32 protein-coding genes are annotated in these 25,331 nt (G+C 70.8%); 20 read left to right on the plus strand and 12 right to left on the minus strand.

The genetic code is table 11. The annotated features are described in order from the left end of the window. Positions 1–186: 186 nt before the first annotated feature. Both EXE47_RS09850 and radB read left to right on the plus strand, forming a co-directional pair. Positions 187–393: a cold-shock protein gene (locus EXE47_RS09850; RefSeq protein WP_004595330.1), complete on the plus strand. Its 207-nt coding sequence runs from the start codon at positions 187–189 to the stop codon at positions 391–393. A gap of 215 nt (positions 394–608) precedes the next feature. Further along, positions 609–1,316 (plus strand): DNA repair and recombination protein RadB, encoded by a 708-nt coding sequence (gene radB / locus EXE47_RS09855; RefSeq protein ID WP_086219108.1) that lies wholly within the window; start codon positions 609–611, stop codon positions 1,314–1,316. Between the two features lie 126 nt (positions 1,317–1,442). Here radB and EXE47_RS09860 read toward each other — a convergent pair whose 3' ends face one another. Continuing rightward, complete coding sequence (locus EXE47_RS09860) at positions 1,443–2,582, minus strand: CBS domain-containing protein (protein WP_049930836.1); 1,140 nt, start codon at positions 2,580–2,582, stop codon at positions 1,443–1,445. Between the two features lie 126 nt (positions 2,583–2,708). Here EXE47_RS09860 and EXE47_RS18705 point away from each other — a divergent pair, with 126 nt between their 5' ends. From EXE47_RS18705 to EXE47_RS09870, 3 genes are all read left to right on the plus strand, one after another. Then, positions 2,709–2,849, plus strand: a complete 141-nt coding sequence (locus EXE47_RS18705) for a hypothetical protein (RefSeq protein ID WP_167373089.1) — start codon at positions 2,709–2,711, stop codon at positions 2,847–2,849. 57 nt (positions 2,850–2,906) lie between these two features. Further along, the gene (locus tag EXE47_RS09865; RefSeq protein ID WP_049930835.1) at positions 2,907–3,590 is read left to right on the plus strand and encodes an HAD family hydrolase; all 684 of its coding nucleotides are present in this window, start codon (positions 2,907–2,909) and stop codon (positions 3,588–3,590) included. Between the two features lie 68 nt (positions 3,591–3,658). Further along, positions 3,659–4,414, plus strand: coding sequence for a hypothetical protein (locus EXE47_RS09870; protein WP_049930833.1), 756 nt, complete (start codon positions 3,659–3,661; stop codon positions 4,412–4,414). Between the two features lie 34 nt (positions 4,415–4,448). Here EXE47_RS09870 and EXE47_RS18950 read toward each other — a convergent pair whose 3' ends face one another. After that, positions 4,449–4,736, minus strand: a complete 288-nt coding sequence (locus EXE47_RS18950) for a hypothetical protein (protein ID WP_241988243.1) — start codon at positions 4,734–4,736, stop codon at positions 4,449–4,451. 402 nt (positions 4,737–5,138) lie between these two features. On the opposite strand from EXE47_RS18950, the gene EXE47_RS09880 reads away from it, so the two are divergent. Both EXE47_RS09880 and EXE47_RS09885 read left to right on the plus strand, forming a co-directional pair. Then, a complete protein-coding gene (locus EXE47_RS09880; RefSeq protein WP_089308596.1) occupies positions 5,139–5,915 on the plus strand; it encodes an aldo/keto reductase in 777 nt (258 codons plus the stop codon). Between the two features lie 93 nt (positions 5,916–6,008). Next, on the plus strand, positions 6,009–6,902 hold the full coding sequence (locus EXE47_RS09885) for a tetrahydrofolate dehydrogenase/cyclohydrolase catalytic domain-containing protein (protein ID WP_089308597.1): 894 nt from the start codon (positions 6,009–6,011) through the stop codon (positions 6,900–6,902). Positions 6,903–6,969: 67 nt separating this feature from the next. On the opposite strand, the gene EXE47_RS09890 is transcribed toward EXE47_RS09885, so the two are convergent. Further along, positions 6,970–7,527 carry a diadenylate cyclase gene (locus EXE47_RS09890; protein WP_049930827.1) on the minus strand — a complete coding sequence of 186 codons (558 nt, stop codon included), beginning with the start codon at positions 7,525–7,527 and terminating at the stop codon, positions 6,970–6,972. A 143-nt stretch (positions 7,528–7,670) separates the two neighbouring features. Continuing rightward, a complete protein-coding gene (locus EXE47_RS09895) occupies positions 7,671–9,092 on the minus strand; it encodes a bifunctional UDP-sugar hydrolase/5'-nucleotidase (protein WP_089308598.1) in 1,422 nt (473 codons plus the stop codon). Between the two features lie 276 nt (positions 9,093–9,368). On the opposite strand from EXE47_RS09895, the gene rpl7ae reads away from it, so the two are divergent. The 4 genes from rpl7ae to ndk are packed head-to-tail and all read left to right on the plus strand — an operon-like array spanning position 9,369 to position 10,636. Continuing rightward, positions 9,369–9,731 carry a 50S ribosomal protein L7Ae gene (gene rpl7ae, locus EXE47_RS09900; RefSeq protein ID WP_006112392.1) on the plus strand — a complete coding sequence of 121 codons (363 nt, stop codon included), beginning with the start codon at positions 9,369–9,371 and terminating at the stop codon, positions 9,729–9,731. A 6-nt stretch (positions 9,732–9,737) separates the two neighbouring features. Further along, positions 9,738–9,962, plus strand: coding sequence for a 30S ribosomal protein S28e (locus EXE47_RS09905; RefSeq protein ID WP_004595321.1), 225 nt, complete (start codon positions 9,738–9,740; stop codon positions 9,960–9,962). Between the two features lie 3 nt (positions 9,963–9,965). Continuing rightward, positions 9,966–10,160, plus strand: coding sequence for a 50S ribosomal protein L24e (locus tag EXE47_RS09910; RefSeq protein ID WP_049930824.1), 195 nt, complete (start codon positions 9,966–9,968; stop codon positions 10,158–10,160). Beyond that, positions 10,157–10,636: a nucleoside-diphosphate kinase gene (gene ndk, locus EXE47_RS09915; protein WP_049930823.1), complete on the plus strand. Its 480-nt coding sequence runs from the start codon at positions 10,157–10,159 to the stop codon at positions 10,634–10,636. The genes EXE47_RS09910 and ndk overlap by 4 nt, the downstream gene beginning before the upstream one ends. 170 nt (positions 10,637–10,806) lie before the next feature. Here ndk and EXE47_RS09920 read toward each other — a convergent pair whose 3' ends face one another. The 3 genes from EXE47_RS09920 to EXE47_RS19195 form a co-directional block, all read right to left on the minus strand. Next, positions 10,807–12,060 (minus strand): PQQ-binding-like beta-propeller repeat protein, encoded by a 1,254-nt coding sequence (locus EXE47_RS09920; protein WP_089308599.1) that lies wholly within the window; start codon positions 12,058–12,060, stop codon positions 10,807–10,809. A 103-nt stretch (positions 12,061–12,163) separates the two neighbouring features. Then, a complete protein-coding gene (locus EXE47_RS09925; protein ID WP_089308600.1) occupies positions 12,164–12,901 on the minus strand; it encodes a carbonic anhydrase in 738 nt (245 codons plus the stop codon). A gap of 87 nt (positions 12,902–12,988) precedes the next feature. Then, positions 12,989–13,123 (minus strand): hypothetical protein, encoded by a 135-nt coding sequence (locus tag EXE47_RS19195; RefSeq protein ID WP_254921774.1) that lies wholly within the window; start codon positions 13,121–13,123, stop codon positions 12,989–12,991. A 253-nt stretch (positions 13,124–13,376) separates the two neighbouring features. Here EXE47_RS19195 and phoU point away from each other — a divergent pair, with 253 nt between their 5' ends. Further along, a complete protein-coding gene (gene phoU / locus EXE47_RS09930) occupies positions 13,377–14,051 on the plus strand; it encodes a phosphate signaling complex protein PhoU (protein WP_049930819.1) in 675 nt (224 codons plus the stop codon). Between the two features lie 186 nt (positions 14,052–14,237). Here phoU and EXE47_RS09935 read toward each other — a convergent pair whose 3' ends face one another. Both EXE47_RS09935 and EXE47_RS09940 read right to left on the minus strand, forming a co-directional pair. Next, positions 14,238–16,730: a DUF2309 domain-containing protein gene (locus tag EXE47_RS09935; protein ID WP_089308601.1), complete on the minus strand. Its 2,493-nt coding sequence runs from the start codon at positions 16,728–16,730 to the stop codon at positions 14,238–14,240. Continuing rightward, positions 16,720–18,207: a proton-conducting transporter membrane subunit gene (locus EXE47_RS09940; RefSeq protein ID WP_089308602.1), complete on the minus strand. Its 1,488-nt coding sequence runs from the start codon at positions 18,205–18,207 to the stop codon at positions 16,720–16,722. The genes EXE47_RS09935 and EXE47_RS09940 overlap by 11 nt, the downstream gene beginning before the upstream one ends. Before the next feature lie 252 nt (positions 18,208–18,459). Here EXE47_RS09940 and EXE47_RS09945 point away from each other — a divergent pair, with 252 nt between their 5' ends. Beyond that, a complete protein-coding gene (locus EXE47_RS09945; protein ID WP_089308603.1) occupies positions 18,460–19,476 on the plus strand; it encodes an amidohydrolase family protein in 1,017 nt (338 codons plus the stop codon). Here the strand turns inward: EXE47_RS09945 and EXE47_RS09950 are convergent. Further along, positions 19,473–19,955, minus strand: a complete 483-nt coding sequence (locus tag EXE47_RS09950; protein WP_049930813.1) for an Lrp/AsnC family transcriptional regulator — start codon at positions 19,953–19,955, stop codon at positions 19,473–19,475. The two genes, EXE47_RS09945 and EXE47_RS09950, sit on opposite strands and share 4 nt — an antisense overlap. Before the next feature lie 109 nt (positions 19,956–20,064). Here EXE47_RS09950 and EXE47_RS09955 point away from each other — a divergent pair, with 109 nt between their 5' ends. The 5 genes from EXE47_RS09955 to EXE47_RS09975 all read left to right on the plus strand — a co-directional run bounded on the left by EXE47_RS09955 (position 20,065) and on the right by EXE47_RS09975 (position 22,094). Next, positions 20,065–20,463 carry a thioesterase family protein gene (locus tag EXE47_RS09955; protein WP_086219098.1) on the plus strand — a complete coding sequence of 133 codons (399 nt, stop codon included), beginning with the start codon at positions 20,065–20,067 and terminating at the stop codon, positions 20,461–20,463. 95 nt (positions 20,464–20,558) lie between these two features. Further along, complete coding sequence (locus EXE47_RS09960) at positions 20,559–20,798, plus strand: glutaredoxin family protein (protein WP_049930810.1); 240 nt, start codon at positions 20,559–20,561, stop codon at positions 20,796–20,798. Next, positions 20,795–21,328, plus strand: a complete 534-nt coding sequence (locus tag EXE47_RS09965) for a cob(I)yrinic acid a,c-diamide adenosyltransferase (RefSeq protein ID WP_049930808.1) — start codon at positions 20,795–20,797, stop codon at positions 21,326–21,328. Before EXE47_RS09960 ends, EXE47_RS09965 begins: the two co-directional genes overlap by 4 nt. A 47-nt stretch (positions 21,329–21,375) precedes the next feature. Beyond that, the gene (locus tag EXE47_RS09970; RefSeq protein ID WP_049930806.1) at positions 21,376–21,702 is read left to right on the plus strand and encodes a cupin domain-containing protein; all 327 of its coding nucleotides are present in this window, start codon (positions 21,376–21,378) and stop codon (positions 21,700–21,702) included. Then, entirely contained in the window at positions 21,702–22,094 is a 393-nt protein-coding gene (locus EXE47_RS09975; protein WP_086215398.1) for a rhodanese-like domain-containing protein, read from the plus strand. Before EXE47_RS09970 ends, EXE47_RS09975 begins: the two co-directional genes overlap by 1 nt. Before the next feature lie 21 nt (positions 22,095–22,115). Here EXE47_RS09975 and EXE47_RS09980 read toward each other — a convergent pair whose 3' ends face one another. Continuing rightward, complete coding sequence (locus tag EXE47_RS09980) at positions 22,116–23,024, minus strand: Vms1/Ankzf1 family peptidyl-tRNA hydrolase (RefSeq protein ID WP_089308604.1); 909 nt, start codon at positions 23,022–23,024, stop codon at positions 22,116–22,118. A gap of 205 nt (positions 23,025–23,229) precedes the next feature. Between EXE47_RS09980 and EXE47_RS09985 the strand changes: the two genes are divergently transcribed. Together EXE47_RS09985 and EXE47_RS09990 are read left to right on the plus strand one after the other, a co-directional pair. Beyond that, complete coding sequence (locus EXE47_RS09985; protein WP_089308605.1) at positions 23,230–23,883, plus strand: PH domain-containing protein; 654 nt, start codon at positions 23,230–23,232, stop codon at positions 23,881–23,883. Continuing rightward, positions 23,880–24,410, plus strand: a complete 531-nt coding sequence (locus tag EXE47_RS09990) for a PH domain-containing protein (protein WP_049930800.1) — start codon at positions 23,880–23,882, stop codon at positions 24,408–24,410. Before EXE47_RS09985 ends, EXE47_RS09990 begins: the two co-directional genes overlap by 4 nt. Positions 24,411–24,446: 36 nt before the next feature. Here EXE47_RS09990 and EXE47_RS09995 read toward each other — a convergent pair whose 3' ends face one another. Further along, entirely contained in the window at positions 24,447–25,232 is a 786-nt protein-coding gene (locus tag EXE47_RS09995; RefSeq protein WP_089308606.1) for a TSUP family transporter, read from the minus strand. Positions 25,233–25,331 lie beyond the last annotated feature (99 nt).

The following is a 25,331-nucleotide window of genomic DNA, read 5'->3' on the forward strand; positions in this document are numbered from 1 at the left end:
TCGCTCGTAAATGAACCCCGCGGCTGGTTGCGCGCGGTGAACACTACCGCGACCGCCGCAGACCGGCGAGACGTCCCTGAGAGACGGCCGTACACGGAACATCCCCGATAGACGAACGTCCGGAACCTCCGTGGTACCGTGGCCCTCGCAAGGGTTATCCCCAAACGGGCTGTACGTTTATTCGCAATGGCAAACGGTAAGGTTGATTTCTTCAACGACACTGGCGGCTACGGTTTCATCTCGACTGACGACGGCGACCTCGACGACGACGAAGACGTGTTCTTCCACATGGAAGACGTCGGCGGCCCGGACCTCGAGGAGGGTCAGGAAGTGGAATTCGACATCGAATCGTCCCCCAAGGGACCCCGCGCGACGAACCTCGTCCGCAACTAACCCCCACGTAGCGGACGGCGCGTCCGCACGCACTACCGGATTTCGGCCGTCGTTCGACGCGAATGGCGCCTATCTCCGTTTCTCTCACACTTATCACACCCCGACGAGCGCCGGCTCTCTCCGACGGGGAGTGACTCATTTCGACGTTGGACGGCGCTCTCCCGACGGCGACGCGATCGACCGTTTAAATACGAGCGCGGGCGGATCACTTCACAGTGAGCGATCCGATCCCGACCGGCTGTCGCCCGGTCGACGAGCTGTTGGGCGGCGGCTTCGAGCGCGGCGTCGTCACGCAGGTGTACGGGCCGCCGGCCGCCGGGAAGACGAACCTCGCGCTCGCGGCCGCGGTGGAGGTCGCGGCCGGCGGCGACCGCGCCCTCTACGTCGACACCGAGGGGCTCTCGATCGATCGGTTCGAGCAGCTGGCCGCGGGCCGCGCCGACGACCCGGACACCGACGAGACGGTCGATTCGATCGCCTCGCGGCTCGTGATCTCCGAGGCGTACGACTTCGACGACCAGCGCGAGGCGGTGCGCGACGCCGAGGAGCTCGCCGAGGAGGTCGAGCTGATCGTGTTGGACTCCGCGACGGGCTTCTACCGGCTGGAGCGCGCCGGTGACACCGAGGGCGGCGAGTCGCTTCGGAAGGTCGCGAAGCAGGTGACGCACCTCCTCTCGTTAGCCCGCCGTCACGACATCGCTGTGATCATCACGAACCAGGTGTTCACCGACCCGGACGGCGACCGCGACCGCGCGCTCGGCGGGAACACCCTCAACCACTGGACCGGGGCCATCCTGCGCGTCGACCGGTACCGCGGTGGGAACCGCCGTGCCACCCTCGAGAAGCACCGGTCGAAGCCGGCCGGCGACACCGCGACCTTCCGGATCGTCGGCGACGGACTCGCCGAGGGCTCGGACGCGTGATCGGCGGGGAAGAATGAGACGCAGCGACGGAAACGCACGCCGGAGACGGTCCCGTCCCGGCGGTGCGGTCGGGGTCTGTCGACGGCGACGCGAAGCGCGCGTCCGCCGTCGCGGGTCGCTACCGACTTAGAGGTCGCCGAGCTTCCGGAGGAGCTGGCCGCGGTATTCTTCGTCAGCGTTGACGCCCTTGATCTCCAAGACGTTCCGCTCCAGCTTGTCGAGCGCGACGTGGAAGGCGTGTTCGGCGCCGTACCCCTCGCCGGAGCCGCCGACCTGACCCTCGTTGGTGCGGAGGCGGATCTGACACTGGATCAGGGGCGTGCCGCGGAGCTTCTCCTTGTGCGCGTGGAGTCGGACGTGCGCGTGGATGACGTGCATGTCCGCGTACTTGTCGGCGACCTGCTCGATGGACTCAACGATGTGTTCGCGGGAGGTCCCCTCCAACAGGTCGACGTTGGTGATCTGGACGTCCATCGAATCCTGTTCGGTGAACGTGAGCGCGCGCAGCACGTCGGTCTTCGTCACCATCCCGGCGACGGTGTCGACGCCCTCGGGCGTGACGACGAGCCCGGAGACGTCGTTGTCGAACATGCGCTCGACGACCGCCTGGGCGGTCTCGGCGTTCCGCGCGGTGACGACGGGGCTCGACATGATGTCGTAGACGGGGATGTCGAGCATCCGGTCGATGTCGCCCGCGCGGTCGCCGCTGCCCTGTCGCTCTTGGTCGCGGACGACGAACTCCACGATGTCGTTCGTGGTGACGACGCCGACGAGGTCGCCGTCGTCGCCGAGGACCGGCAGTCGGGAGACGCCGTTCTCGCGGAGGCGGTTGATGGCGCGCCCGACGCTCTCAGTCTCACCGATGCCGATCACGTCCTCGGTGGCGATCTGGCCGACGGTGATCGCGTCGAGGCTGTCGAGGACGGCCTCGAGGATCTGGTCGACCGTGACGATACCGAAGAGCTTCTCGCCCTCGTAGACGGGCGCGATCTTCACGTCGCCCTCGACGAGGAGCCGGGCGGTCTCGCGGACGTCCTCGTGACGGTCGACGGAGGGCGCCGGCTTCATCACCGCCGACACCTTCGTGTCGTCCTCCATGCGCGAGCGCATGAGCTGTTTCTCCCCGACGACCCCGGCGTACTCGCCGTCCTCGACGACGACGATCCCCTTCGGGTTCTCTCGCTCGAAGATAGAACGGACCTTGGCGAGACGCTCGTCGACGTCGACCTCGACGTATTCCGGCACTGCGATATCAGAGATGTTCATGGTCCGTTCTGAGAGTTCGACGGGACGGGTATTGAAAGTGCGGGAGTTATCGCGCTCGCCGGGGGCGGTCGTCGGCCGCGCGCAATCCGCCTGAAGGTATTTGAGCGTCGACGGCGAAGCGATCCCGTGAGGTTCTCGACCGCGCTGATCGCCGTCGGCGTCGCGCTGATCGTGATCCCGCTCCCGGTACCGATCCCCTTCGTCGGCGTGATCGTCGGTGCGCTGGCGCTGCTCGCCGGGCTCTTCCTCCGGCTCTTCGGCGTCTGAGGCACCGACCGGCCGACGTGTGAAACCTTTTTGCCCGTTACCCACCCACGGCGATGCGTGTACGACGCCGTCGTCTTCGACAACGACGGGGTGTTGGTCGGGCGGACGCCGTTCGACACGCTCCGCGAGGCCGCCTGGGACGCCTTCGTGAGCCTCGGCGTCGAGGACCCGGACCTCGCCCACGTCGACGACGTCGCCGTCGGGGTCGACCCCGCCACCCTGGCCGACATCTGCGAGCGCTACGGCGTCGACCCGGCGGAGTTCTGGCGGGTCAGAGACGAGGTCGCGTCGGCGGCGCAGATCGACGCCGCCCGGGAGGGACAGAAGACGCCGTACGACGACGTGGACGTCGTCCGCGCGCTGGACGCCTCCCTCGGCGTCGTCTCCTCGAACCAGCAGGCGACCGTCGACGCGCTCTTGGACCACTTCGGGCTCGCGGACCACTTCGAGGTCGCGTACGGCCGCGACCCCTCGGTGGCCAGCCTCTCGCGGAAGAAGCCCTCGCCGTACTACATCGAGCGCGCCCTCGAGGACCTCGGCGCCGAGACGGCGCTGTTCGTCGGCGACAACGAGTCGGACGTGCGCGCGGCCGACAACGCGGGAATTGACTCCGCGTTCCTCCGCCGCCCTCACCGCCGGTCGACCGAACTGGACTGCCACCCGACCTACGAGATCGACGACCTCCACGACCTCGTGAGCATCTGCGGGCGAGCGCCGCCCGACGCCGACGGCGGGATCTGATTCGGCGTGTGACTCGCGACGGCCGCGCGATCAAAACGGACATGTGATCGGTCCCCGAAGCGCGAGCGATGCCCTCGCCCTCCGCGAGTCAGCCCCTCGACACAGACGCATCGGACGTGCGGTCCGTCGTCGCTCGCTACCGCCGGGCGGAGCGCGCCGTCGGCTGGACCCTCGCGCTGCTCGTCGTCGTCGCGTTTCTCGCGGCGGTCGTCGCCATCTCGTTCTGGCCCGGCGTGGCGGTCGGCGCCGTCATCGTCGTCGCGCTCCGCGTGCCCGTGTTTCGACGGCGCGGCTCGACTCGCCTCCGGACGGACGCGTCGCCCGGAGCGGTCGTCCGGCGGTTCGGGTCGGCGAGACCGCCGAACCTCGCGTTCCAGTGGGGCGTCGCCGACGAGGTCCGGAGCGCCGCCGACACGGCAGCGTCGACCGACGCCGCTACCGACAGAAGCGCGCCCGGGACGGACGCGACCTACGAGTTCTCGTACCTCCTCGGCCTCAAGTCGGTCGAGCTCGACCTCTCCGTCGACGTGAGCGGGAGGGACGCGGTCGACGACGCCGCGGTCGGCGAGAGCGATTCCGACCACCCGCCGGTCGCGACGGTCGAGATAGAGGGGACGGCGGACGGTCGGCCGTGGGCCTCGTACGCGGCGACGGTCCGCGAGACGACCGACGGCGGGACCGTCGTCGACCTCGAACTGCGACCGACGCGCCGGTTCGGCCTCCGGCGGCTCCCGCAGGGGCGGGTCGCCGAGCGGTACTACGCCGAGGCGCTCGCCGCGCAGGGGTACGAGGTCGTCGAGCGGTCGGTGTCGATGACGCGGTGAACCCCGATAGGACAACGGGACGAGCCGTCACGGTTCACGCGACGAGTTCCGTCTCGGGCGCGTCGACGACGGTCCGAGAGACGCTGTCGGCGTCGTCGGCACCGCGCAGGTCGACGCCGCGAAGGCGGAGCGCGAGCGCCGCGTCGTTCCGGGCCGCGGGCGACCGCGGTCGGAAGGCCGTCTCGACCGCGTCGCCGTCTTCGTCCTCGTGAACGACGACCACGTCGCCGTCCCTGAACTCGGCGCGCCGGACATCTCGCAGCGGTATCTCCGTCCGCGCGTTCCGGACAGCCGAGACGCAAACCCCGGCGAACCCGGTCACGAGCCCGAACGCGGCGATCCCGCCACCAGTCCCGCCGCTGCCGACCCACTCCAGTAGCGTCCCGAGCGCGGCGATAGCGGCGGCGACCGCCGACCCCGAAACGTCGCGACCGACGGAAGGCGCTCGGCCGTTCGCGAGGGCCCGGGGCGACCGCGACGCGTCCCGCGGCCGTCGGGAGCGACCACGCGCCGGTCCGGCTCATGCGGCGTCGGCGCCGACCACCGACGCGCCGCGCGAGCGCTGGAGGGCGGGTCGACGACTGTGTAAGGGGAAGGGAAACATGGGCGTCCGTACGAGGGCCGGGCTCGTAACTGCTGGCGTCAACTCACGGCCGCGAGCGCGGCCCCGCCGTCCAGCTCACACGGCGAGAGCCTTTAGTTCCCGTCCCGCGCACGTCGCGACATGGACCTCCCGCCGGTCGGTCTCGGAACGATGGGGATCGACGATCCGGGTGCGGTCGCGACGGCGCTCTCCGTCGGCTACCGCCACCTCGACACCGCTCGGATCTACGACAACGAGGCGGTCGTGGGCGACGGGCTCGCCGCCGGGCTGGCCGACGGCGACCTCGACCGCGGCGACGTGACCGTCGCGACGAAGCTCTGGACAGACGACCTCGCGGCCGGCGCGGTCGCGCCCGCGGCCCGCGAGAGCGCGGACCGGCTCGGCGTCGACGCGATAGACCTGCTGTACGTTCACCGCCCTCGCGGCGACTACGACCCCGAGACGACGCTGCCCGCCATCGACCGCGTGGGCGACGACGGACTCGTGCGGAACGTCGGCGTCTCGAACTTCGAGGTCGCGGACCTCGACCGCGCGATCGAGGTTCTCGGACGGCCGCCCGCGGCCCACCAGACCGAACTCCACCCGCTGTTCCTCCGACCCGAGCTACTCGGTCACGCCCGCGAACACGGGTATCCGGTCGTCGCCTACTCGCCGCTCGCTGGCGGTCGGGTGCGCGAGATCGACGCCGTCGCCGCGGTCGCCGAGGCGCACGACGCGACGCCCGAGGCGGTCGCGATCGCGTGGGCGGCCGCGAAGGAGCCGGTGGTGACGATCCCGAAGGCGTCGAGCGAGGCCCACCTCCGCGCCAACCTCGCGGCGGCCGACCTCGAACTGACCGACGCGGAGGTCGCCGCGATCGACGCCGTCGAGCGCGAGGAAGAGCTGTTCCCGGAGTAGTTGATCCACATATGCGTATAACCTGAGAGTTATGGGAGACTCGATACGCATGATCCCGGTTCACTTTTACCGCGGGGACGACGAGAATCGCTCATGACGGAGATCATCGACGGGGAGGCGGTCGCGGCGGACGTGCGAGACGCGGTCGCCGACGAGGTGTCGCGGCTGTCCGACTCCGGGGTCGAGCCGGGCCTCGCCACGGTGCTGATGAGCGACGACCCCGCCAGCGAGACGTACGTCTCGATGAAACAGCGCGACTGCGAGGAGGTGGGCATCGAGAGCTTCCATGTCGAGATCGACGCGGACGCGCCCGCCGAGCGGCTGTACGAGACGATCGACGACCTCAACGACCGCGACGACGTTCACGGGATATTGGTCCAGCTCCCGCTCCCGGACCACGTGGACAAGCGGACCGTCCTCCGGCGGATCGCCCCCGAGAAGGACGTTGACGGCTTCCACCCGGAGAACGTCGGCCGCCTCGTCGCGGGCGACGCCCGGTTCAAGCCCTGTACCCCCCACGGCGTCCAGAAGCTGCTCGCCGCCTACGACGTGGAGACGGAGGGCGCGGACGCGGTCGTCGTCGGCCGCTCCGACATCGTCGGCAAGCCGATGGCGAACCTGCTGATACAGAAGTCCCCGACCGGCAACGCGACGACGACCGTCTGCCACTCCCGAACCGAAGACCTAGAGGGGGAACTGGCCGACGCGGACATCGTCGTCGCGGCCGCCGGCATCCCCGAGTTCGTCGACGGCTCAAGCCTCAAAGAGGGCGTGACCGTGATCGACGTGGGGATCAACCGCGTCGACGCCGACACCGAGAAGGGGTACGAGCTGGTGGGCGACGTGGACTACGAGTCGGCGGAAGAAGTCGCGGGCGCTATCACGCCGGTCCCCGGCGGCGTCGGGCCGATGACGCGCGCGATGTTGCTGTACAACACGGTGAAGGCGGCCGGACTCCAGCGCGACGTCGAGGTCGACCTCGAGTAGCCGGGGCGGCGACGGACGCGCGCGGTCCCGCCGAAACCTCGCGGTCGTCGCTCGGTGGGGCGTCTGCCTACGTCTCGGGTCGCCACCGCCCCCCGATCTCGTCGCGAGGGTAGTCCTGGTACGTACCGTTCAGGAACGTCGTAACGCGTCCGTCCTCCTCGCTGAGCGTGATTCCCCAGAGGACGTCGTCGCGGAGCGACGTCTCCAAGGCGCTCATGTGTTTGGTCCCCATCCAGCCGGGGAACTCGAGGCCGTCGACGTCTTCGATCTCGCCGCGAGAGGGGTTCCGGACCCGCACCATCTGTCGCTGAACGGTACCGTCGCCGGTCACGATGACGGCCCCGTCTCGACTGAACGCCACGTCCCGGGCGACCTTCGTGAACGTATCACGCGACTCCGTGACAACGCGGCACCGGTCGACCGGCCACTCGTTGTCGCCGAGGGGGTCGGTGTAGTCGGCGAAGTTCACCTCGGCGACGATGAGGACGTAGAGACTGGGACCGCTCACGTACTGTTCGCCCCAGCCGTCGAATTCCATGCTCAGCGATTCGGCGGTGTACCTGATGTGATCCATCAGCTTCTGGCTCGTCGCGTACTTCCCGAGCACCTCGTCAAGCGCGTCCATGTGCTATATGTACACACGAAACAAACAGTGTTAAACTCTCTCTCGGTGACCCGACCGAACCTACCGGGGCCGTGACGCCGGACTCGCCGCTTCGAGACGCGATCCGACACTCGCATCCCGACCGCCCGCCCGTCGCCGCTCGTTCAGTCGTCGTCCGCCGCGGGGGCCCGGTTCCGGATCTCGATCCGTCCCTCAATTTCGGGGGCGATCCCGTGTTCGCGGGCGTAAGCGGCCAACACCTCGTACTGGATGTCCGCCTCGTCGACCCGATGACGCTGGCCGAGCGTCGGGTACTCGTGTTCGGAGTGGAGCAGGTACTCCGAGACGGCGACCGTGTAGCGCGCGTCCGGGTCGATGGGCTCGCCCCCGACGGTGGCTTCTAAGACCAGTTCGGCGTCGTCGTCCCAGACGACCCGGGCGTTCGAGACGTGGCCGTGCCACCAGTCGTCCTCGCCGAAGTCCACGTCGGGGGCGGCCATCTCGCGGAACACGTCGCTGAGCTCCGCGCCGGTGACCGACGCGAGCGCCACCGGCTCCTCGAACGGGATCAGGCTGATCAGGTCGGCCTTCGTCACGTCGCCCGTCCACGGGTCGCCCTGGCGGAGCCCGCCCGCGTTCGACAGCCCCACGTCGGCGTCGTGGACCCACCGGAACGCGTCCGCGACGAAGTTGCCGACGCGGCACTCCCCGCCGTGGACCACGTCGCCGGACCGCTCGATCGGTCGGTCGACGGTGTCGACGGTCTCGTCGAGGTCGGCCGCGGCCATCCGCTCGGCGAGCGCGTCGGCGAGCCCCGGCGCGGGGTCGGCCCCGTCGGGCTCGTGGAGCGTCGCGGCCGGCGGCTCGGAATCGAGGTCGATCTCGGCCACCGCCTCGCCGTTGACGCCGGGTCGGACGAGCAGGGTATCGTCGACGACCTCGTTCCGACGGCTGTGGACGTGGCCGCCGGCGACCGCGTCGACGTCGAGCTCGCGGGCGAGGTCGTCGTCGCCCGCGCCGAGGTGCGAGAGGACGACGACGTGATTGAGGCCCTCGTCGCCGCCTCCGCCTCTCTCGCGCTCGGCGACCGCGGCGCGCATCTCGGCCAGCGCGTCGCGCGCGGCCGAGACGGGGTCGTCGAACGAGAGGTCGGCGGCCATGGGGTTAAGCGAGTCCGTCGCGGGGTCGGTGACGCCGACGAACCCGACCGTCTCGCCGTCGACCTCGCGGGTTGCCCACGGGACGACGCCCTCGTCGCGGCCGAACGGCTCGCCGGCCTCGCCGCGGACGTTCGCGGAGACGAACGTCGCGGGCGAGTCGGCGACGAGGCCGCGGAGCGGGTCGGGACCGTAGTCGAACTCGTGGTTGCCGAACGTGTCGAGGGCGGTGTCAGTCACCTCGTAGAAGTCGAGGACCTGCCTGCCCGTCGCGACCAGCGAGAGGACGCCCGGCGCGGTCGTGTCGCCGGTGCCGACGACCGCGGCGTCGGGGCCCGAGAGCGCTCGGATCCGGCCGGCGAGGCGCGCCGCTCGCTCGGGGGCGTCGAAGACGTTCTCGATGTCGGAGTAGTGAACGAGGCGGACCATTCGTCGAGTCGACTGAGGGGCGAGCGACGCATAAAAAGCGCGGAGTGTCGCCGGGTCCGCCGCGGGCGGTGCGACGGCGACCGCGGTACGGCCGGTCCTGCCCGCGATCTCGCCCCGTGACTCCCGCTCGCACACGCGCGAGACATTGAAAGCGCTTTTATGGATGTCCTGACTACCACGGGGCACAGCCTCTGTGGGGTTGATGATGTGCCGTTCCGTTAGGGACCGACCACGGGACGGGCACGCGAGCCCGCACGGAGGATAGGTGAACAACATATGCCCGTTTACGTAGACTACGACACCCCGGCGGACCTCGCGGAGCGATCCCTCGAAGCGCTCGAGGTCGCCCGAGACACCGGTACCGTGAAGAAAGGAACCAACGAGACCACCAAGGCCGTCGAGCGCGGCAACGCGGACCTCGTCATCGTCGCCGAGGACGTCTCCCCCGAGGAGATCGTGATGCACCTCCCCGAGCTCGCCGAGGAGAAGGGGATCCCCGTCGCCTTCGTCGACACGCAGGACGAGGTCGGCCAAGCCGCCGGCCTCGAGGTCGGCTCGGCCGCCGCCGCCGTCGTCGACGCCGGCGACGCCGACGACGATGTCGAGGACATCGGCGAGAAGGTCGCGGAGCTCCGATAACCTCCCATGAGCGCAGAAGAGGGCACCGGCGACTCGACGACCGCGGAGGTCATCGAGGTCGTCGGCAAGACCGGGATGCACGGCGAGGCCATGCAGGTCAAGTGCCGCATCCAGGAGGGATCGAACCAGGGCCGGATCATCACCCGGAACGTCCTGGGTCCCGTCCGTCTGGGCGACGTGCTCCAGCTGCGGGAGACCCAGCGCGACGCCGACTCCATCGGAGGCCGATAACCAATGGTCGAGACACGCACCTGCGATTACAGCGGTGAGGAGATCGAGCCCGGCACGGGCACGATGTACGTGAAGAAGGACGGACAGATCCTCCACTTCGTCGACTCGAAGGCGGAGAAGAACTACTTCCTCGGCCGCGAGGCGCGCGACGTCGAGTGGACCGAGGAGGGTCACCGGGCCGGAGGCGACGAGCAGTGAGCCACCACGACGAGCGCACCTTCGTGATGGTGAAGCCCGACGGCGTCCAGCGCGGTCTCATCGGCGAGATCGTCTCCCGCTTCGAGGAGCGCGGGCTCAAGCTCGTCGCCGGGAAGTTCGTCCAGCTCGACGAGGATCTCGCGAAGAACCATTACGGTGAACACGAGGACAAGCCGTTCTTCGACGGCCTCGTCGAGTTCATTACCTCCGGCCCCGTCTTCGCGATGGTGTGGGAGGGCGCGGACGCGACCCGGCAGGTCCGCGCGATGGTCGGCGAGACCGACCCCGCCGAGTCCGCCCCGGGCACGATCCGCGGCGACTTCGGCTTAGACCTCGGCCACAACGTGATCCACGCGTCGGACCACGAGGACGAGGGCGCGAACGAGCGCGAGATCGACCTGTTCTTCGACGACGAGGAGCTCGTCGACTACGACCTCGACACCGCCGCGTGGGTGTACGAGGACGAATCTCACTGACGCGACTGCTCGCGGAGCGTCTACCGTTTCTCCGCTGTCCGATCCCGCACAGAGCTACCGCTCACGCGACACACCGCGTTTCCGGTGAATATTCGCGCTGAGTGCGGCGCAGTCGGTTGGTTTTGCTCTGCCTTGCCGGCATAAACTGCCGCCGAGCGCCGCTCCCGGAATCACGTGTCGACCGCGATCGCGGTCCCGTCGTCCGCGACGACGATCACCTCGTCACCGCCGTCGCCGGTGACGTCGGCGAACAGGGGACCGCCGTACGCGACGACCTCGGCGGGACCGCCCCGGGCGGTCACCTCGCCCTGTTGGGTCATCGCGAGGGCCTCGCCGTCGCGGTTGACCACCACGGGCGCGAGTTCGCCGTCGCCGTCGACGTCGCCCATGCGCGGCTCGTTGATCCGGGTCGAGGCACCGTACTGCTGTTTCCAGACGACCTCGCCGTCGAGGAGGTCGACGGCCCAGACGCTCCCGGAGCCGCCGACGTACACCCGTCCGGGGTCCGCATCGCCGATCGCGACCGGGAGATCCTGAAGGCCGACCTCGTACCGGTCCGAGCCGTCGCTCGTCTCCAGCGTCTCGATGTTCCCGTTGGCGCCGCCGAGCGCGAGTACTGGCCCGTCCCGGCTGTCCGCCGCGTTCCAGCTCAGCGGATTCACGGTCGGCTCGGTCGTCCATCGCGTCCCGCCGCTCGCGTCGAGCATGTGGACCGTCGCGGGGGCGCCCGCGGTCGTCAGCACCGCGAGTCCGCCCCGCTCGTCGGCCTCAGCGTCCGGTTCGACGATGAGCGGTCGGCGGCTGATCTCGCCCGCCAGCGAGGCCTCGGCGACCGAGTCGCCCGCGGCGTCGACGACCCGAACGCCCCCGTCGGTCGTGACCGCGGCCACCTCCCGACTTCCGTCGCCGGTGAGGTCGCCGATCGCGGGGCGGACCCCGCTCGGACCGCCGAGGTCGACCGCGAACCGCTCCGTCCCGTCGGCGGCGTCGAGGACGACGAGCTCCCCCGGCGCCGTCGTGAGCGCGACGACCGGGTCGCCGGCGAGGGTGCCCGCGGTGAGCCCGCTGACGCCGACCGGGCCGTCGCCGTCGGAGCCGTTCGTGTCGCCGGCGTCCCCGCCGCCGCGCTCCGCGTCCGGGCCGGAGACCGGGACCGACCAAGGCGTCTCGTCGGTCCCGACGGCCGTCGCGCGGACGACCCGCGACCCGTCCTCGGCCGCGGGGCGGAAGAGGAGCGGCTCGCCGTCGACGGTCGCGACCGCCGCGCCGCTGCCGTCGTCGCCGGGCGCCGGCCCGGACTCCCAGACGATCGTCGTCTCGGTGGTGGCGTCGTCGACGCCGACGAACGCGAACAGCGCCACGCCCACCCCGGTCGCGCCGCCGGCCAGCAGGATCAGCGTCGCGAACAGGACGCGTCGGTCCATTTGAACCCCATTCGGGCGTCGCCGTAAAACGGTTGTCGGATGCGATCCCCTCGCCCTTGGCGTCCCGGTGCCTCCCGATCTCGGCGGCTTGGAGCCCCTCGCGCTACAGGAGTGTCACCACGTGGTCGTCGTGCGACGCGCCGACGAGGTCGCGCAGCGCCGCCGGGTCGCGCTCGCCGTCGGCGTTGACGAGGTAGGCGACGCCGTCACGGTCGCCGTAGACGCCGTGGAGATCGTACACGAAGCCGTACACGGTCGCGTCGGCCGCCTCGTCGCTGCCGCGGGCGAACGCGACCTGCTCGTGAACGTTGTACTCGACGAGCCGGTCGCGGACCGAGACACCGGCATCGCTCTCGGCGTCCTCGTCGGTCGTGCCATCGACCGCCTCGCCGTCACCCTCGCCGACGACGGCCGGGTCGTCGAGCCCGGCCTCGACGATCGGCAGCAGCGCCTCGACGGCGGCGCGGACGCCCGGTTCGGCCGGGAACTCGCCGGTGCGCGCCGCCGCGAGCGCGGCGCCGACCGCGCCGCACCCGGTGTGGCCGACCACGGCGAGGACCTCGGTGTGGGTGTGCCGGAGCGGGTACGCCACGCTCCCGTCGAGGACGCGCTCGCCGTCAACGAGCGCGCTCACGCTGTTGCCGATGGCGCCGGAGGTGAAGAGGAACCCCGGCTCGTCGACGGCGAACATCCCCTCCTGTGACACGCGCGAGTCGGAACAGCAGACGGAGACCACGCCGGGGCGCTGGCCGTCGCGGTGGCTGTCGAAAACGTCGGGAGTGAGAGCGGCGACGTGGTCGTCGTTGCGGCCGAGGAGGTCGGCGAGTATCCGGCGGTCCATACCGTCCCGCCCGGCCGCGGGCACAAAAAACGCCGTGGCGCGGGGGTGCTTCTGACGGAGTCCTCCTGCCCGAACGGCCGGGACGGGTCAGGCGACGAGCCCGACCGCGGAGACCAGGATTCCGACGACGAACACCGCGAGGAGCGCGATCGTCGCGAGCACCACCGCGGGCGCGAGCGCCTCCTCGTTCTCGTCGACGACGAAGTCTTCCAAGCTCTGCATATCCGAGCCGTCGTCGCCGCGGGGTTTGAACGCTTCGACCGAGGCTCCGCTACCGGTCGAACCAGTCCGTCACCGGCCGAACCCGTCCGGTACCGTCCGAGTCACGCGGGGTCGTGACCGCTGCCGACGCGTCGGTGTCGTCGCGGCCGCTCCCTCGTCGCTCCGCTCGGTCATTCGTCGACCGCCCGGCTGCCGCGTTCGGGAACCGGCCGCCGACGTGTTTTTGTGCGTCGGGCGTGGCGGATCTGCCAAGATGCCACGCGAACAGTACCAGACGAAGCTCGAAGACCTCCGCGACGACGTCCTCTACATGAGCGAGGTCGTCGCCGAGCGCCTGCGGATGGGGCTCGACGCGCTCGAACAGCAGGACGAGGAGTTGGGCGAAGAGGTGATCGCCGGCGACGCCGAGATCAACGACCTCTACCTCGAACTGGAGGGACAGTGTACGGACCTCATCGCGCTCCAGCAGCCGGTGGCCGGGGACCTGCGGTTCATCGCGGCCTCGTTCAAGATCATCACCGACCTCGAACGGATCGCAGACCTGGCGACGAACCTCGGCGAGTACGCCAAGCGGGCCGACCGCGAGGTGTTCCCCGACGTCGACGTCCAGCGCATCGGCGACGACACGCTGGCGATGCTGGACGAGGCGATGGACGCGTACGCGGAGTCGGACGCAGAGCGCTGCTACGCCGTCGCCGAGTCGGACGACGAAGTCGACGCCGCCTGCGAGGCCGCGAGCGACCTCGTCGTCCGCGACCTCATCGAGCGCGACGAGCTCCGCGAAGACGAGGACGTGGAGGGTACCATGCAGAACGTCTCGCGGCTGCTCCTCACGATCCGCGACCTCGAACGGGTCGGCGACCACGCGGTCAACATCGCCGCCCGGTCGCTGTACATGATCGAGAACGACGACGAACTGCTGTACTGACCGAGATCACTCGGTCCGGGGACGCCCACCACGTACCGTCGCCCGCCCGCTGAGAACGCGTCGCCGAGCGGGACGCTCTCCCCGTGCTGTGTCCTTCCGGATCGAGACGAAACAGGCGTGGCTCTCGGCGCCGTCGCGTGAGCGGCCGCGCTTGCTCCGCTCGCCGGGTTCCGTGGCGAACCGATCTCAGTCGTCGGCGACGGCCGGCGTCGTCGCCGTTCCGGGGCGCGCTTCGGCCGCCGCGGGCGCCGGCGTCCATTCTAAGTCCTCTTCGTAGCGGAACGCGCGGTGGTCCCGCGTCGGGTCGACGACCGTCAGCGAGAGCCAGTCGTTGTCCAGCAGTCCGGCCACCGCCTCGTTGTCGGCGAGGATATCGGTGACGCGGTCGACGGGCGCGTGGAGGACCGTCGAGAGCCGCAGCGGCTGGTGGTACGCCGTGTCGGCGTCGGCCATGAGCGACTGGAGCGGAAGGCCGGTCATCAGGTCCCCGCCGTTGCCCTGATAGACGCCGACGTTGCCGACCGGGTTGTGGGTCACCTTCGACCCGCTGCCGTACGCGGCGTTGTCGACCGTCGAGAAGTAGTACTGCGCGTTGATCCACTGGGTGACGACCATCGGGCCCGTCAGTATCGCCTCCAACGCCGTTCCGTCGGGGTCGGTCGCCCAGTCGTACGAGTGGAGGAAGGCGCGCCCGTCGAGGTCGAGGTCGCTCGTCAGCGGCCGGGGCCCGACGACGAAGCCGGCGTTTCCGGCCAACCCCCACTCGGGGCGCGTCTCGGCCCAGTCTGCGGCCCGCCGTTCCGCCTCGCGCACGCCCGCCGCGCCCCCGGGTCCGGCCGAGTCGGCCTCGCCCGCCGGTCCGACCCGCTCGGCGGCTGCCGCCTCGCGGGCGGCGTCGAGGTCCGCGCGCAGCCGTTCGAGGTCCGCCGCGTGCGAGTCCGGTACGTCCCCGTCGTACAGCTCGACCTCGTCGGTCGTCGTGTTGTGTTCGGCGGCGAGGAAAACGGTGTCGTCGGGCACGTCGTGGCCGCGCTCGCGCAGTCCCGTCTTCACTTCGGGGTCGTTGCAGATCGCCGCGAGGACGCGGGCGCTCGGGCCGCCGGGGTTGCCGGCGCAGGCACCGCAGTCCAGGCTGGAGTCGTGGGGGTTGTTCGCCGTCTCGGCCGCGTGGCCCGTGAAGACGACGAGGCGACCGAACTCCTCCCACCCCATCAGCTCGAACGCGGTCGCGGCGTACTCGACCTTCTCGTCGCGAGTCAGACCGGTCGGAAGCGCTCCGGGAGCGCCGTCCCGCCGGTGGACGCCCGGTTCGCAGAACTCGTGATCGCCCGGAACCGCGTCGTCGGTCGTCGAGAGCAGGTCGTACACCCGGGCGGGAAGGAGCGTGCGCGCCGCGAGCGCGAGCCCGTAGCCGCTGCCGGCGCCCTCAACGAAGCTGAAGGCGGTCGCGGGGTTCGAGCGGAGCGTCTCGATCGCCTCGCCCGCGGCCTCGCGAGCGCGCGCCCAGCGGTCGCGGCTCGCCCGCGCGCCGTCGTCCGTCGGGACCTCGGCGACGCGGTGCTGCGGGTCGAGGATCGGGGGACAGGCGTCGATCGACACGTCGTCGTCGTACCCCTGGTACTCCATCGGGACGCCGAAGAAGCCGGCGTAGCCGTGCGTCTCGTAGTCCCCTGTCGCCTCGACGTGCCGACGGATCACCTCCGAGCGCGTGTCGATACAGAAGACCAGCTGGGCGTCCGGGCGTCCGGACGCGCCGCCGTCCGCGCGGGCCCCGCGCTCGCCGTAGCGGGCCTCGCTCTCGGCCGCGACCCGCTCGACGAGCGCGTCGCGGTACGTCGCCTCCCACGCGCTCAGGAACGCTGCCGCGATCTCGTCCTCCGCGTCGACGACCGGACCGTCGGACTCGGCCGGCGGGGCGAGGTCGATACCGAAGGCGTCCGCCAGCGCGAGCCGGGCCGCGAGGTACCCGGTCAGCGTGATCGGGTACGCGGACTGCCACGCGCCGTCGTCGTCGGCGCGGCGCTTGAGCAGCCCGGTCCACCCGGGGAGCGCGGCGAACTGCGCCTCGAAGATCGATTGCCACCGGTCGTCGGGATACGGCTCCAGCGCGGACTCGACGGCCGCCGTCGGCGACGCCGGGAGGTCGGCTGCGAGCCCCCGATCGGGGATCTCGTCGTCGTGCTGGGCGACCGACCGGAACGCGTCGTAGAACCCCGCCTCGCGGTTCGGCATCGACCACTCGGCCCGCCCCTCGTCGAGGAAGGCCGACAGCCACTTCGTCAACACGCGGTCGACGCGCTCGGCGTCGGAATCCGGGCGCGTCGCGGCGCCGGCGTCGCTCGGTTCGTCCGTCCCCTCGGCGGATTCCAGCCGGTCCAGCAGGGCTTCGGGACCGGCCTCGTAGCCGCGGTCGGTCAGGGTCTCGTCGAGCAGGTCGGCGTCGATCCGCCCCTCGTCGAGGGCCGTCCGGAACGTCGCCGCCCGCGGGTAGCCGCGGCCGCCGAGAAGGTCCGCCGCCCGGCTCACGGCCTCGTCGAACGGCCGGTCCTCGAAGCCGGCGAGGGGGTTCGCGGTCACGAACGAGTGGACCGGCCAGACCGACCCGACGGCGGTCGCGGCCGTCTCGATAGCGTCTCCGATGGCGTCTGCGTCGTCTTCGGTGGTGGATTCAGCGTTCATCGTATTCCTCCGTGGCGGTCAGGACGGTTTCCGGGGCGGGCTGCCCCGCGTTCAGCAGGGCGACGTAGAGGCGCTCGCTCCGTTCGTAGACGCCGGTCTCGATCGCGACGTACGCCGCGAGGAAGGCGACGCCGACGAGCGCGTGGAGCGCTGTCAGTTCGGTCGGCGCCGAGACGACGGGGAGCCCGGCGAGCAGCCCCGAGACGGCCTCGTACGCGAGCGCGTACACGGCGATGGCCGGGAGCGCCACCAGCGGGACGGCGCCGTAGCGGGCCGCCGTCGACAGACCGGTCTGCCGGACGGCGCTCCGGGCCGCGTGGAGCGTCGTGAGCGTGACGAACCCGGCGAGCAGCAGCCCGCTGTCGAGGCTCGTTCCCTTCCCCGTCAGGACCGCGAACGTCGCGCCGCCGGCGAGCCCGGTCAGCAACACGACGGCCGCACCCGCGACGCCCGTTCCCCCGAGTTCCGACTCGGTCTCCGTCGGGGCCGTGCGCTCGACCTCGTCGCCCGCGCTCAGGAAGTGGTACGCCTTGTAGAACCCGTGTAACACGAGGTGCGTCACGGCGGCGGCGAAGAAGCCGAGCCCGGTCTGGACGATCATAAAGCCCATCTGCCCGACGGTCGAGCAGCCTAGTTCGCCCTTGACGTCCGACCGGACGGTCTTGAGCAGCTTCCCGCCGAGGGCGCTCGCGGCGCCCGCGACCACGAGGGCGAGCATGAGCCCGGTTTCGGCCGTCACGACGGGCGCGAAGCGGGTCAGGAGGATGCCGCCGGCGTTGACGAAGCCGGCGTGCATCAGCGCCGACGCGGGCGTGGGAGCGGTCATCGAGGAGAGCAGCCACCCGTGGAACGGGACGAGGGCGGACTGGATCATCGCCGCGAGGACGAGCGCGCCCCCGGCGACGAGCAGCGTGGGGCCGCCGAGCCCGTCCGCGCTCGCGGCGATACCCGAGATCGTCGTCGCCTCGGTCGCCCGCCACAGCGTCAATAGGGCGACGCCGAGGAGCGCGCTGCTCGCGAGGAAGTGCCGCCGGGCGACGCTCGCGGCCGCGCGGGCCTGCGGCCAGCCGTCGACGGTCCCGATGAGCCGGGCCATCAAGAGCCCCATCGCCAGCCAGCACAGCCAGAACAGCGTGAGGTGGTCGGCCGCGACGAGCGCCATCACGGCGAGCGTGAACGAGAAGATCCCGAGGAAGAAGTCGGTCTCGTGGGCGCTCCCGGCCATGTAGCGCCGGGAGTAGCTGTGGACGATCCCGCTGAAGAACGTGACGACGGTCCACAGCAGGACGGTCAGTCCGTCGACGGCGACCGCGCCGGGCACCTCCCACGAGGCGCCGAGTCGGAGTCGGGCGACGAGGACGGCGACGCTCGCGGCGAACAGCGACCACGCGAGCCACGTCAGTACAGCGGAGACGAACGACGAGTCCGTCGTCTTCCGGAGCGCTCCGACCGTCGTCTTCGAGGTGGGTCCTGACATCGTTCGAGCGACCACGCGACCGGTCTCGACCCGCCGTCGGGTCGAGTCGCAACCCGGTCGTTGTCTACCCACTTTGAGAACATAACGTCTATTAAAGCTGTTTGTATTCACAATTCGTTCGCAATAACAGCATTATAGAACATTATGATTATCCTCTCATGGGGGAGGGCCTGGCGAGTCCGCGGTCGCAAGTGAGCCCGTTCGGCGTCGCGACTCAGGAAACCATATCGGCTCGGAGTCCGGAGGACCGGTATGCGAGAACTCGCAGGGACCGTCCTGGTCGGGGAGTCGTTCGAGCCCGTCCGCGGACGCGTCGTCGTCGAAGACGGGCGGATCGACGCCGTCGAGGAGACGGACACCGACTCGACGGACATCGTGCTGCCGGCGTTCGTCAACGCGCACACCCACCTCGGAGACTCCGTCGCGAAGGAGGCCGCGGTCGGCCTGTCGCTCGACGAGGCGGTCGCGCCGCCGGACAGCCTGAAGCACCGGCGGCTGGCGGCCGCCGACCGCGACGAACTGGTGTCGGCGATGCGGCGGACGCTCCGGTTCATGCGTCGGACCGGCACGGTCTCCGCGCTCGACTTCCGCGAGTCGGGGCCCGCCGGCGCGCGCGCGCTCCGCGAGGCGGCGGCGGAGACGGGCGTCGACCCGTTCATCTTCGGGAGCGGCGACCCGTCGGTCCTCGACGTCGCCGACGGCTACGGGGCCTCCGGCGCGAACGACGACGAGTTCGCCGCGGAGCGCGCCGCCTGCGAGGATCGCGGTCGCCCGTTCGCGATCCACGCGGGCGAGCCGGACGCGACCGACATCCACCCGGCGCTCGACTACGACCCGGACCTGCTCGTTCACATGGTCCACGCCGAGCCGGACCACTTGGAGCGCGTCGCGGACCAGTCGGTCCCGATCGCCGTCTGTCCGCGCGCGAACGCGGTCCTCGATGTCGGGACGCCGCCGATACGGGAGCTGCTCGACCACACCACCGTCGCGCTCGGCACCGACAACGCCATGCTGAACCAGCCGTCAATGTTCCGCGAGATGGCGACGGCGGCGAAGCGGTTCGACGTGACCGACCGGGAGGTGTTGCGAATGGCGACCGCCGCGGGCGCCGAAATCGCCGACCTCGACTGCGGGGCGATCGAGCCCGGGCGGCGGGCGGCCCTCCTCGTCCTCGACGGCGACTCCGACAACCTGTCCGGCTCGGAGGACCCGGTCCGTGCGGTCGTCCGGCGGGCGACCGGGCTCGACGTCGAGCGCGTCGTCGGTTAGTCCTCCGCCCCGTCCCGCCCGGCGTCGAACCGCCCGAACGGGGTCGTCTCGTGGGTCCGCACGAGGACCTCGTCGGCGACGGTGACGCCCATGTCGAGGAGCGCCTGCGCCACGGGCGTGATGTCGCTGTCCGACTCGCCGACGACGGTGACGAGGAGGTTCTGCTCGCCGGTGACGAGCTCCTGGACCGACACGACTCCGTCGATCGCGAGGATGTCGGGGATGAGTTCGCCGCGCTCCGGTATCGACGCGGTACAGTAGAGCAGCATCCGGAGCGGATACCCCGACCGCTGGTAGTCGACGCTGGCGCTGTACCCCTTGATTACGCCCTCGGACTCCAACCGCTGGATGCGCTTGCGGACGGTGCTGTCCGAGGTACCGGCCCGCTCCGCGATGTCCCCGGACGACGTGTTCCGCGCGTCCGCCTGGAGCGCGTACAGGATCGCCCTGTCGACGTCGTCTATCGCGCCGTTGTCCATGTCTCGCCGGTACGCGCGTGTCGGTTTTATACGTTGGTGGGGCGCCCGGCGCCGCCGCGGTCGACGCCGATCCCGACGCCTACATACGATCCCCGCCAGTGGGTCGGATATGGCGACCTACACCGCGGACATCGACGTTCGGTTCCGCGACATCGACGCGATGGGCCACGTCAACAACGCCGTCTACGCGACGTACATCGAGCAGGCGCGGACGCGCTTCTTCCGCGATGTCCTCGACCTCGACATCTCGGGGGCGTCGACCGTGCTGGCGTCGCTGTCGATCGACTTCCGGCGACCGGTCGAACTCGACGACGACGCGGTCGCGGTGAGCGTCGAGATAGCGGATCTCGGCCGGTCGAGCGCGACGATGACGCACGAGATCCGGATCGGCGACGCCGTCGCGGCGGAAGCCGAGGCGACGCTCGTCGCCGTGGACCCGGAGACGGGCGAGCCGACGCCGATCCCGGAGGCACACCGGGAGGCGATGGCGTCGTACCGAGATCGCTGAGGGGGCGGCCCGCGGCCCGGGGCTGCGATACGAGGCCTCCCCCACCGTCGCGGTCGGACGCACACCTTCTTGACCGCGCGGACCGATCGATCGGTATGAGCGTTCGACTGTACGCCCTCGACGGGTGTCCGTGGTGCGAGAAGGCGGCCGACGCCCTGGACGACGCGGGCGTCGAGTACGAGACGGAGTGGGTGGAAGCGCTCCACTCCGACCGGAACGAGGTGAAGCGAGTGAGCGGCCAGCGCGGCGTCCCCGTCCTCGTCGACGAGGGTCGCGGCGTGACGATGGCCGAGAGCGCGAACATCGTCGACTACGTCGAGAGGACCCTCGCATGAGCATCTACACCGGTCGCGGCGACGAGGGGGAGACCGACCTCCGGGACATGAGCCGGGTGTCGAAGTCCAGCCACCGCATCGAGGCGTACGGCTCGGTCGACGAGGCGAACGCGCTGCTCGGAACGGTCCGCCCGACGGGCCACGAGGACATCGACGAGCTGCTGGAGACGATACAGAACCATCTTCACGTCGTTCAGGCCGACCTCGCGAACCCCGACCCCGACCCGGACGACCCGCAGGTGGAGCCCGACCATGCCGACCTGCTGGAGGAGCGCATCGACGCGTTCGACGAGGAGCTGGAGCCCCTTCGGTCGTTCATTCTCCCGGGCGGCGGCGAGGCGGGGGCGGCGCTCCACCACGCGCGCGCCGTCGTCCGGCGCGCGGAGCGGCGCGTCGTCGACCTGGCGCGCTCGGAGCCGATCAACGAGTCGGTCGTCACCTACCTCAACCGCCTCTCTGACCTCCTCTTCACCCTCGGCCGCGTCGCGAACGCGCGTGACGGCGAGCCCGAGGAGTCGCCGACGTACTGAGCCGCCCCGAGCGCGCGATTTTTCCCCGTCCCGCGCGAGGTGCGGGTATGACGCTCGACAGCTACGCGGCGGCGGTCGCCGATCTCGACCCGGCTCCCGGCGAGGTCGAGACGGCGGAGGTCGTCGTCACCGACGACGCGCTCGTGAAGGCGTTCGTCCTCGGCCCGGACGCGACCGTCGACCCCCACGAGCACGCGGACGCCACGAACGTGTTCCACGTGCTGGAGGGGGAACCGACGGTGATCCGCGACGGCGAGGAAGAGGCGCTCGCGGCCCCGGCAGTGGTGGAGAACGCCCGGGGCGCGGTCCACGGCGCCCGCAACGACACCGACGACCGAGCCGTGCTCACGGCCACCCTCGCCCCGCTCCACTGATGGACGGCGAAATCGACCCCGAAGAGCTGTCAGCCCTGCTCGACGAGCGCGGCGACAGCTCTCCCGACGAGTCGCTCCGCATCGTCGACATCCGCGACCGGCGCGCGTTCGACCGAGGGCACCTCCCCGACAGCGAGTGCATCCCGTTCCCGGAGCTGACGAACCGGATCGCGGAGCTCGAGGGCGGCGACCGCATCGTCACCGTCTGCCCCCACGGCGTCGCCAGCCAGCAGGCGGCCCAGCTCATCGGCAGCTACGAGGGGACGCAGGACGCGCGCGTCGACAGCCTCCGCGGCGGCATCGAGGCGTGGGAGCGGGAAATCGGCGACCTGCCCGCGTCGGACGAGCCGGCCGCCAGCGATCCCGACGAGGGGCCTGAGAGCCCGTTCTGACGCCGGACGGGCGTCCCCGGTTCAGATCGCGCGGATCCGCACCCGCCAGAAGTCGCGGAACGCGTCGTCAAGCGCCCCCTTCGGCTTGCCGGTTGCGTCCGACACGTCGGTGACGTCGGCGCGGTCCCGAACCCGGCCCAGCACGCTGCGCTCGCCGACGACGATCACGCGGTCGAGGTCCTCTCCCGCGGCGACCGCGGCGAGCGCCTCGTCGGCCCGGTCGAGGTGGTCGTCGATCTGCCCCTCCCGGCGGCGTTCGAATCGCCCCTGCGAGAAGCCGCCCTTCGAGTGTGCCTCCTTCACGTCGGTGGTGAACCCCTCGAAAGCGACCCGCTCGTCGCCCTCGTAGGTGCCGACCGCGAAGGTGTCCGAGCGGACCACGGCGAACGCGAACCGGCCGGTCGGGCGGAACCACGCGTCGTCGAGCCGGAACCGGTCGCTCCACCGGTCGAACGGTTCGGGTTCGACCGGCGGCGTCAGCGCGGCGCTCACCGCGCCCGTGTCGTCGGCGAGGACGACCGCGGGCGCGGCCCGCCGGACGAGCGCCGTCCGGTCGCCGAGCCAGTCCGACACGGTCGCGGGGACCGAGTCTGCGTCCGGCACATACGCCGTGAGCAACCCCTCCGGGTCGTCGCTCTCGACGGCCCGGAACCGCTCGAGCGCGTCCGTCAGCCGCGAGCCGCTGCGGTCGCTCACGCGGCGGAACTCGACCGTCTCCTCCGTCCCCTCGGCGCGCTCCAGCCGCTCCTCTAACGACTCGATCCGGTGTTCGAGCTCGTTCACGCGCTCCTCGGCGCGCTGCCGGTCGGCGACCGCGTCGGACCGCCGCTCCTCCTCGGCCTCGGCGCGGCGTTCGAGGTGACTCTTCTCCTCCTCCAACTCCTCGATGCGCTCCTTCAGCTCGGCGCGCCCGAGCAGCCTGTCGATCATACCGAATTCGCGACCCGCCGCGACGTAAAAGGTGCGTCTGCGGCGGAGACGGACGCCGCTCTCCGGGCCGTCCGCGCGTCGCGCCACCGTCCGCCGCCGTCTCCCGCGCGACCGTTCGTCGCCGCGTTCACGTCGTCCGCTTCGCGCGTGACCCGATCGGTGCGCCTCCGCCACCGTTTTAGCGTCTCCCGACGCTTCGGGGGATATGTTGTCTCCGTCCCTCCAGGAGGAACCGAAGACCGGCAACGGCGTCACCGCCGACCTCGACCTCGACTGGCTGTCGCTCGACGACGACGAGGAGATCCGCTGGGCGAGCACGCCGCACAGGTACAGCGTCGTCCCGGCGCTTCTCGTCGGCGTTCCCCTGTCGCTCGTCCTCGTCGGGATCCCGATCGTCGCCGCGAGCTACCTCCAGTACAAGAACACGAACTACGTCGTCACGAACAAGGGGCTCTACAGCAAGCGGGGCATCCTCTCCCGGGACGTGAAACAGATCGGGTTCGAGAAGGTACAGAACATCTCCTACTCGCAGTCGGCCATCGGTTCGTCGCTCGGGTACGGGTCGGTCGAGGTCAGCACCGCCGGCGGCTCCGGCGTCGAGCTACGGTTCCGGAGCATTCCGGACCCGGCGTCGGTCCAGGAGCTGATCGCCAGGGAGATCGACGCCGGAAAGCGGGACAGCGCCGACGGCGGCGGCGACGCCGACGACGTGCTCGCCGAGATCCTCGTCGAACTTCGCGCGATCCGCTCCGCGGTCACCGACGACGGTGCCGGCGGCGACGCCGAGACGCCGACCGCGACCGGCGAGGACGTCGGCGCCGAGCGGACCGCGTCGGAGACGGCGCGCGAGGACCGATGACCGGCGACTGGTGGTTTCGGCACGACGACGAGACCGTCGTGTGGACGGGTCGCCCGCGGCTGTCGGCGGCGCTCGGCGGGGGCGTCGTCGGCGTCGCGACCGTCGCCGTCGCGCTCCTCGCGGCGGCCGCGGTCGACCCGCGCATCGCCGCGGCGAGCCCGCTGGGCGTCGGCATCGCCGGCTGGGAACTGCTCCGCGTCACACGGACCGACTACGTGGTCACGACTCGAGCGATCTGGTCGAAACGCGGCGTGCTCGGCCGAAAGGTCCGCCGCGTCGGGCTGGCACAGGTACAGAACACGGCGTACAGTCAATCGGTGACCGGTTCCGCGTTCGGGTACGGCACGGTCACGATCGAAGTCGCCGGCGGGCCGGACCTCGAGCTCCGCCGGATCAACGACCCGCAGGCGGTCCGACGGTCGATCACCGACCGGACCGGGACCGTCGACCGCGAGCCGCCCGGGACGGTCGAGCAGTGGCGGGCGGTGCTGTCCGTCGTCCGCGACATCGAGGCCGCAGTCGACTGACCGGCGGCGACTCCGGCGGAGCGACGGCGACACCGGTCAGGCGACGCCCGCGCCGCCGAGTATCAGCCGGAGCCCGATGACCGTGAGGAGGCCGAGGACGAGGCCGCGCCGGAGCCGCTCGCTCACGCGGTCTCGGAGGCGAGTCCCGACGGCGACGCCGGCGACCGCAGGGACCGCGGCGGCGGCCGACGCGAGCGCGAACGCGGCGTCCGGGTAGAGTCCGAGCGCGCCCGCGGCCCCGACGCGAAGGCCGTTGATCCCGACGAACACCAGCGCCACGACGCCGACGAACACCCCGTGCGAGAGGTCGAAGCTCCGGACGAACGCGACCAGCTGGACGCCGACGTTCGTCGCGCCGAACAGGACGCCGGAGACGACGCCCACGACCCCCATGACGAGCGGGCCTTCGGCGCGCTCGCGGTCGGCCGAAGTCGGCAGCGACGGGAGCGCGACCGCGCGCTGCGCGGTCGCCACGAACCCGAGCGAGACGACGCCGAGCAGGACGCGCAGGGGAGCCGCCGGGAGGCGATCGAGCAGCGCCATCCCCGCGAGGGTGCCGACGAGCGCGGCCACGAGCAGCGGTGCGAACCGGGCCCCGCAGGTCCGCAGTTCCTCGCGCGTGAGCTCTCCGACGAGGGCGACGTTCACCGCGAACATCGGGACGATCATGAACGCGACGGCGGCCGCCGGGTCGAGCGTCGACGCGAGCACCGTCGTCCCCACGACCGCGAAGCCGAACCCCGCGACCCCGTTGACGGCGCCCGCGACCGCGACGACGACCGCGACGGTCGCAACCAGCCCGGCCGAGAGCGCGAGCGCCATACGTTCGACACGAGCCGGACCGGCATAATAACACGAGTGCCCGATCGGGCGGCTCCGGCGGCGTCCGCGGCCCGACATCGAACCATTTCCCGCCTACGC

Source organism: Halorubrum sp. GN12_10-3_MGM, assembly GCF_005435235.1.
Taxonomy (GTDB): domain Archaea; phylum Halobacteriota; class Halobacteria; order Halobacteriales; family Haloferacaceae; genus Halorubrum; species Halorubrum ezzemoulense.

Bases quoted from the DNA above. Each gene is read 5' to 3' on its own strand.
- EXE47_RS09895 (WP_089308598.1), bottom strand. From the start codon at position 9,092: ATGGTCCGCCTCGTTCACTACTCCGACATCGAGAACGTCTTCGACGCC.
- EXE47_RS09870 (WP_049930833.1), top strand. From the start codon at position 3,659: ATGCCCTCGCCCTCCGCGAGTCAGCCCCTCGACACAGACGCATCGGAC.
- EXE47_RS09880 (WP_089308596.1), top strand. From the start codon at position 5,139: ATGGACCTCCCGCCGGTCGGTCTCGGAACGATGGGGATCGACGATCCG.
- EXE47_RS09990 (WP_049930800.1), top strand. From the start codon at position 23,880: ATGACCGGCGACTGGTGGTTTCGGCACGACGACGAGACCGTCGTGTGG.
- rpl7ae (WP_006112392.1), top strand. From the start codon at position 9,369: ATGCCCGTTTACGTAGACTACGACACCCCGGCGGACCTCGCGGAGCGA.
- EXE47_RS09890 (WP_049930827.1), bottom strand. From the start codon at position 7,527: ATGGACGCGCTTGACGAGGTGCTCGGGAAGTACGCGACGAGCCAGAAG.
- EXE47_RS09940 (WP_089308602.1), bottom strand. From the start codon at position 18,207: ATGTCAGGACCCACCTCGAAGACGACGGTCGGAGCGCTCCGGAAGACG.
- EXE47_RS09985 (WP_089308605.1), top strand. From the start codon at position 23,230: ATGTTGTCTCCGTCCCTCCAGGAGGAACCGAAGACCGGCAACGGCGTC.
- EXE47_RS09920 (WP_089308599.1), bottom strand. From the start codon at position 12,060: ATGGACCGACGCGTCCTGTTCGCGACGCTGATCCTGCTGGCCGGCGGC.
- EXE47_RS09975 (WP_086215398.1), top strand. From the start codon at position 21,702: ATGGACGGCGAAATCGACCCCGAAGAGCTGTCAGCCCTGCTCGACGAG.
- EXE47_RS09965 (WP_049930808.1), top strand. From the start codon at position 20,795: ATGAGCATCTACACCGGTCGCGGCGACGAGGGGGAGACCGACCTCCGG.
- EXE47_RS09995 (WP_089308606.1), bottom strand. From the start codon at position 25,232: ATGGCGCTCGCGCTCTCGGCCGGGCTGGTTGCGACCGTCGCGGTCGTC.
- EXE47_RS09885 (WP_089308597.1), top strand. From the start codon at position 6,009: ATGACGGAGATCATCGACGGGGAGGCGGTCGCGGCGGACGTGCGAGAC.
- EXE47_RS09960 (WP_049930810.1), top strand. From the start codon at position 20,559: ATGAGCGTTCGACTGTACGCCCTCGACGGGTGTCCGTGGTGCGAGAAG.
- EXE47_RS19195 (WP_254921774.1), bottom strand. From the start codon at position 13,123: ATGCAGAGCTTGGAAGACTTCGTCGTCGACGAGAACGAGGAGGCGCTC.
- EXE47_RS09935 (WP_089308601.1), bottom strand. From the start codon at position 16,730: ATGAACGCTGAATCCACCACCGAAGACGACGCAGACGCCATCGGAGAC.
- EXE47_RS09980 (WP_089308604.1), bottom strand. From the start codon at position 23,024: ATGATCGACAGGCTGCTCGGGCGCGCCGAGCTGAAGGAGCGCATCGAG.
- EXE47_RS09950 (WP_049930813.1), bottom strand. From the start codon at position 19,955: ATGGACAACGGCGCGATAGACGACGTCGACAGGGCGATCCTGTACGCG.
- phoU (WP_049930819.1), top strand. From the start codon at position 13,377: ATGCCACGCGAACAGTACCAGACGAAGCTCGAAGACCTCCGCGACGAC.
- EXE47_RS09860 (WP_049930836.1), bottom strand. From the start codon at position 2,582: ATGAACATCTCTGATATCGCAGTGCCGGAATACGTCGAGGTCGACGTC.
- EXE47_RS09850 (WP_004595330.1), top strand. From the start codon at position 187: ATGGCAAACGGTAAGGTTGATTTCTTCAACGACACTGGCGGCTACGGT.
- EXE47_RS09955 (WP_086219098.1), top strand. From the start codon at position 20,065: ATGGCGACCTACACCGCGGACATCGACGTTCGGTTCCGCGACATCGAC.
- EXE47_RS09905 (WP_004595321.1), top strand. From the start codon at position 9,738: ATGAGCGCAGAAGAGGGCACCGGCGACTCGACGACCGCGGAGGTCATC.
- EXE47_RS09910 (WP_049930824.1), top strand. From the start codon at position 9,966: ATGGTCGAGACACGCACCTGCGATTACAGCGGTGAGGAGATCGAGCCC.
- EXE47_RS09970 (WP_049930806.1), top strand. From the start codon at position 21,376: ATGACGCTCGACAGCTACGCGGCGGCGGTCGCCGATCTCGACCCGGCT.
- EXE47_RS09925 (WP_089308600.1), bottom strand. From the start codon at position 12,901: ATGGACCGCCGGATACTCGCCGACCTCCTCGGCCGCAACGACGACCAC.
- EXE47_RS09945 (WP_089308603.1), top strand. From the start codon at position 18,460: ATGCGAGAACTCGCAGGGACCGTCCTGGTCGGGGAGTCGTTCGAGCCC.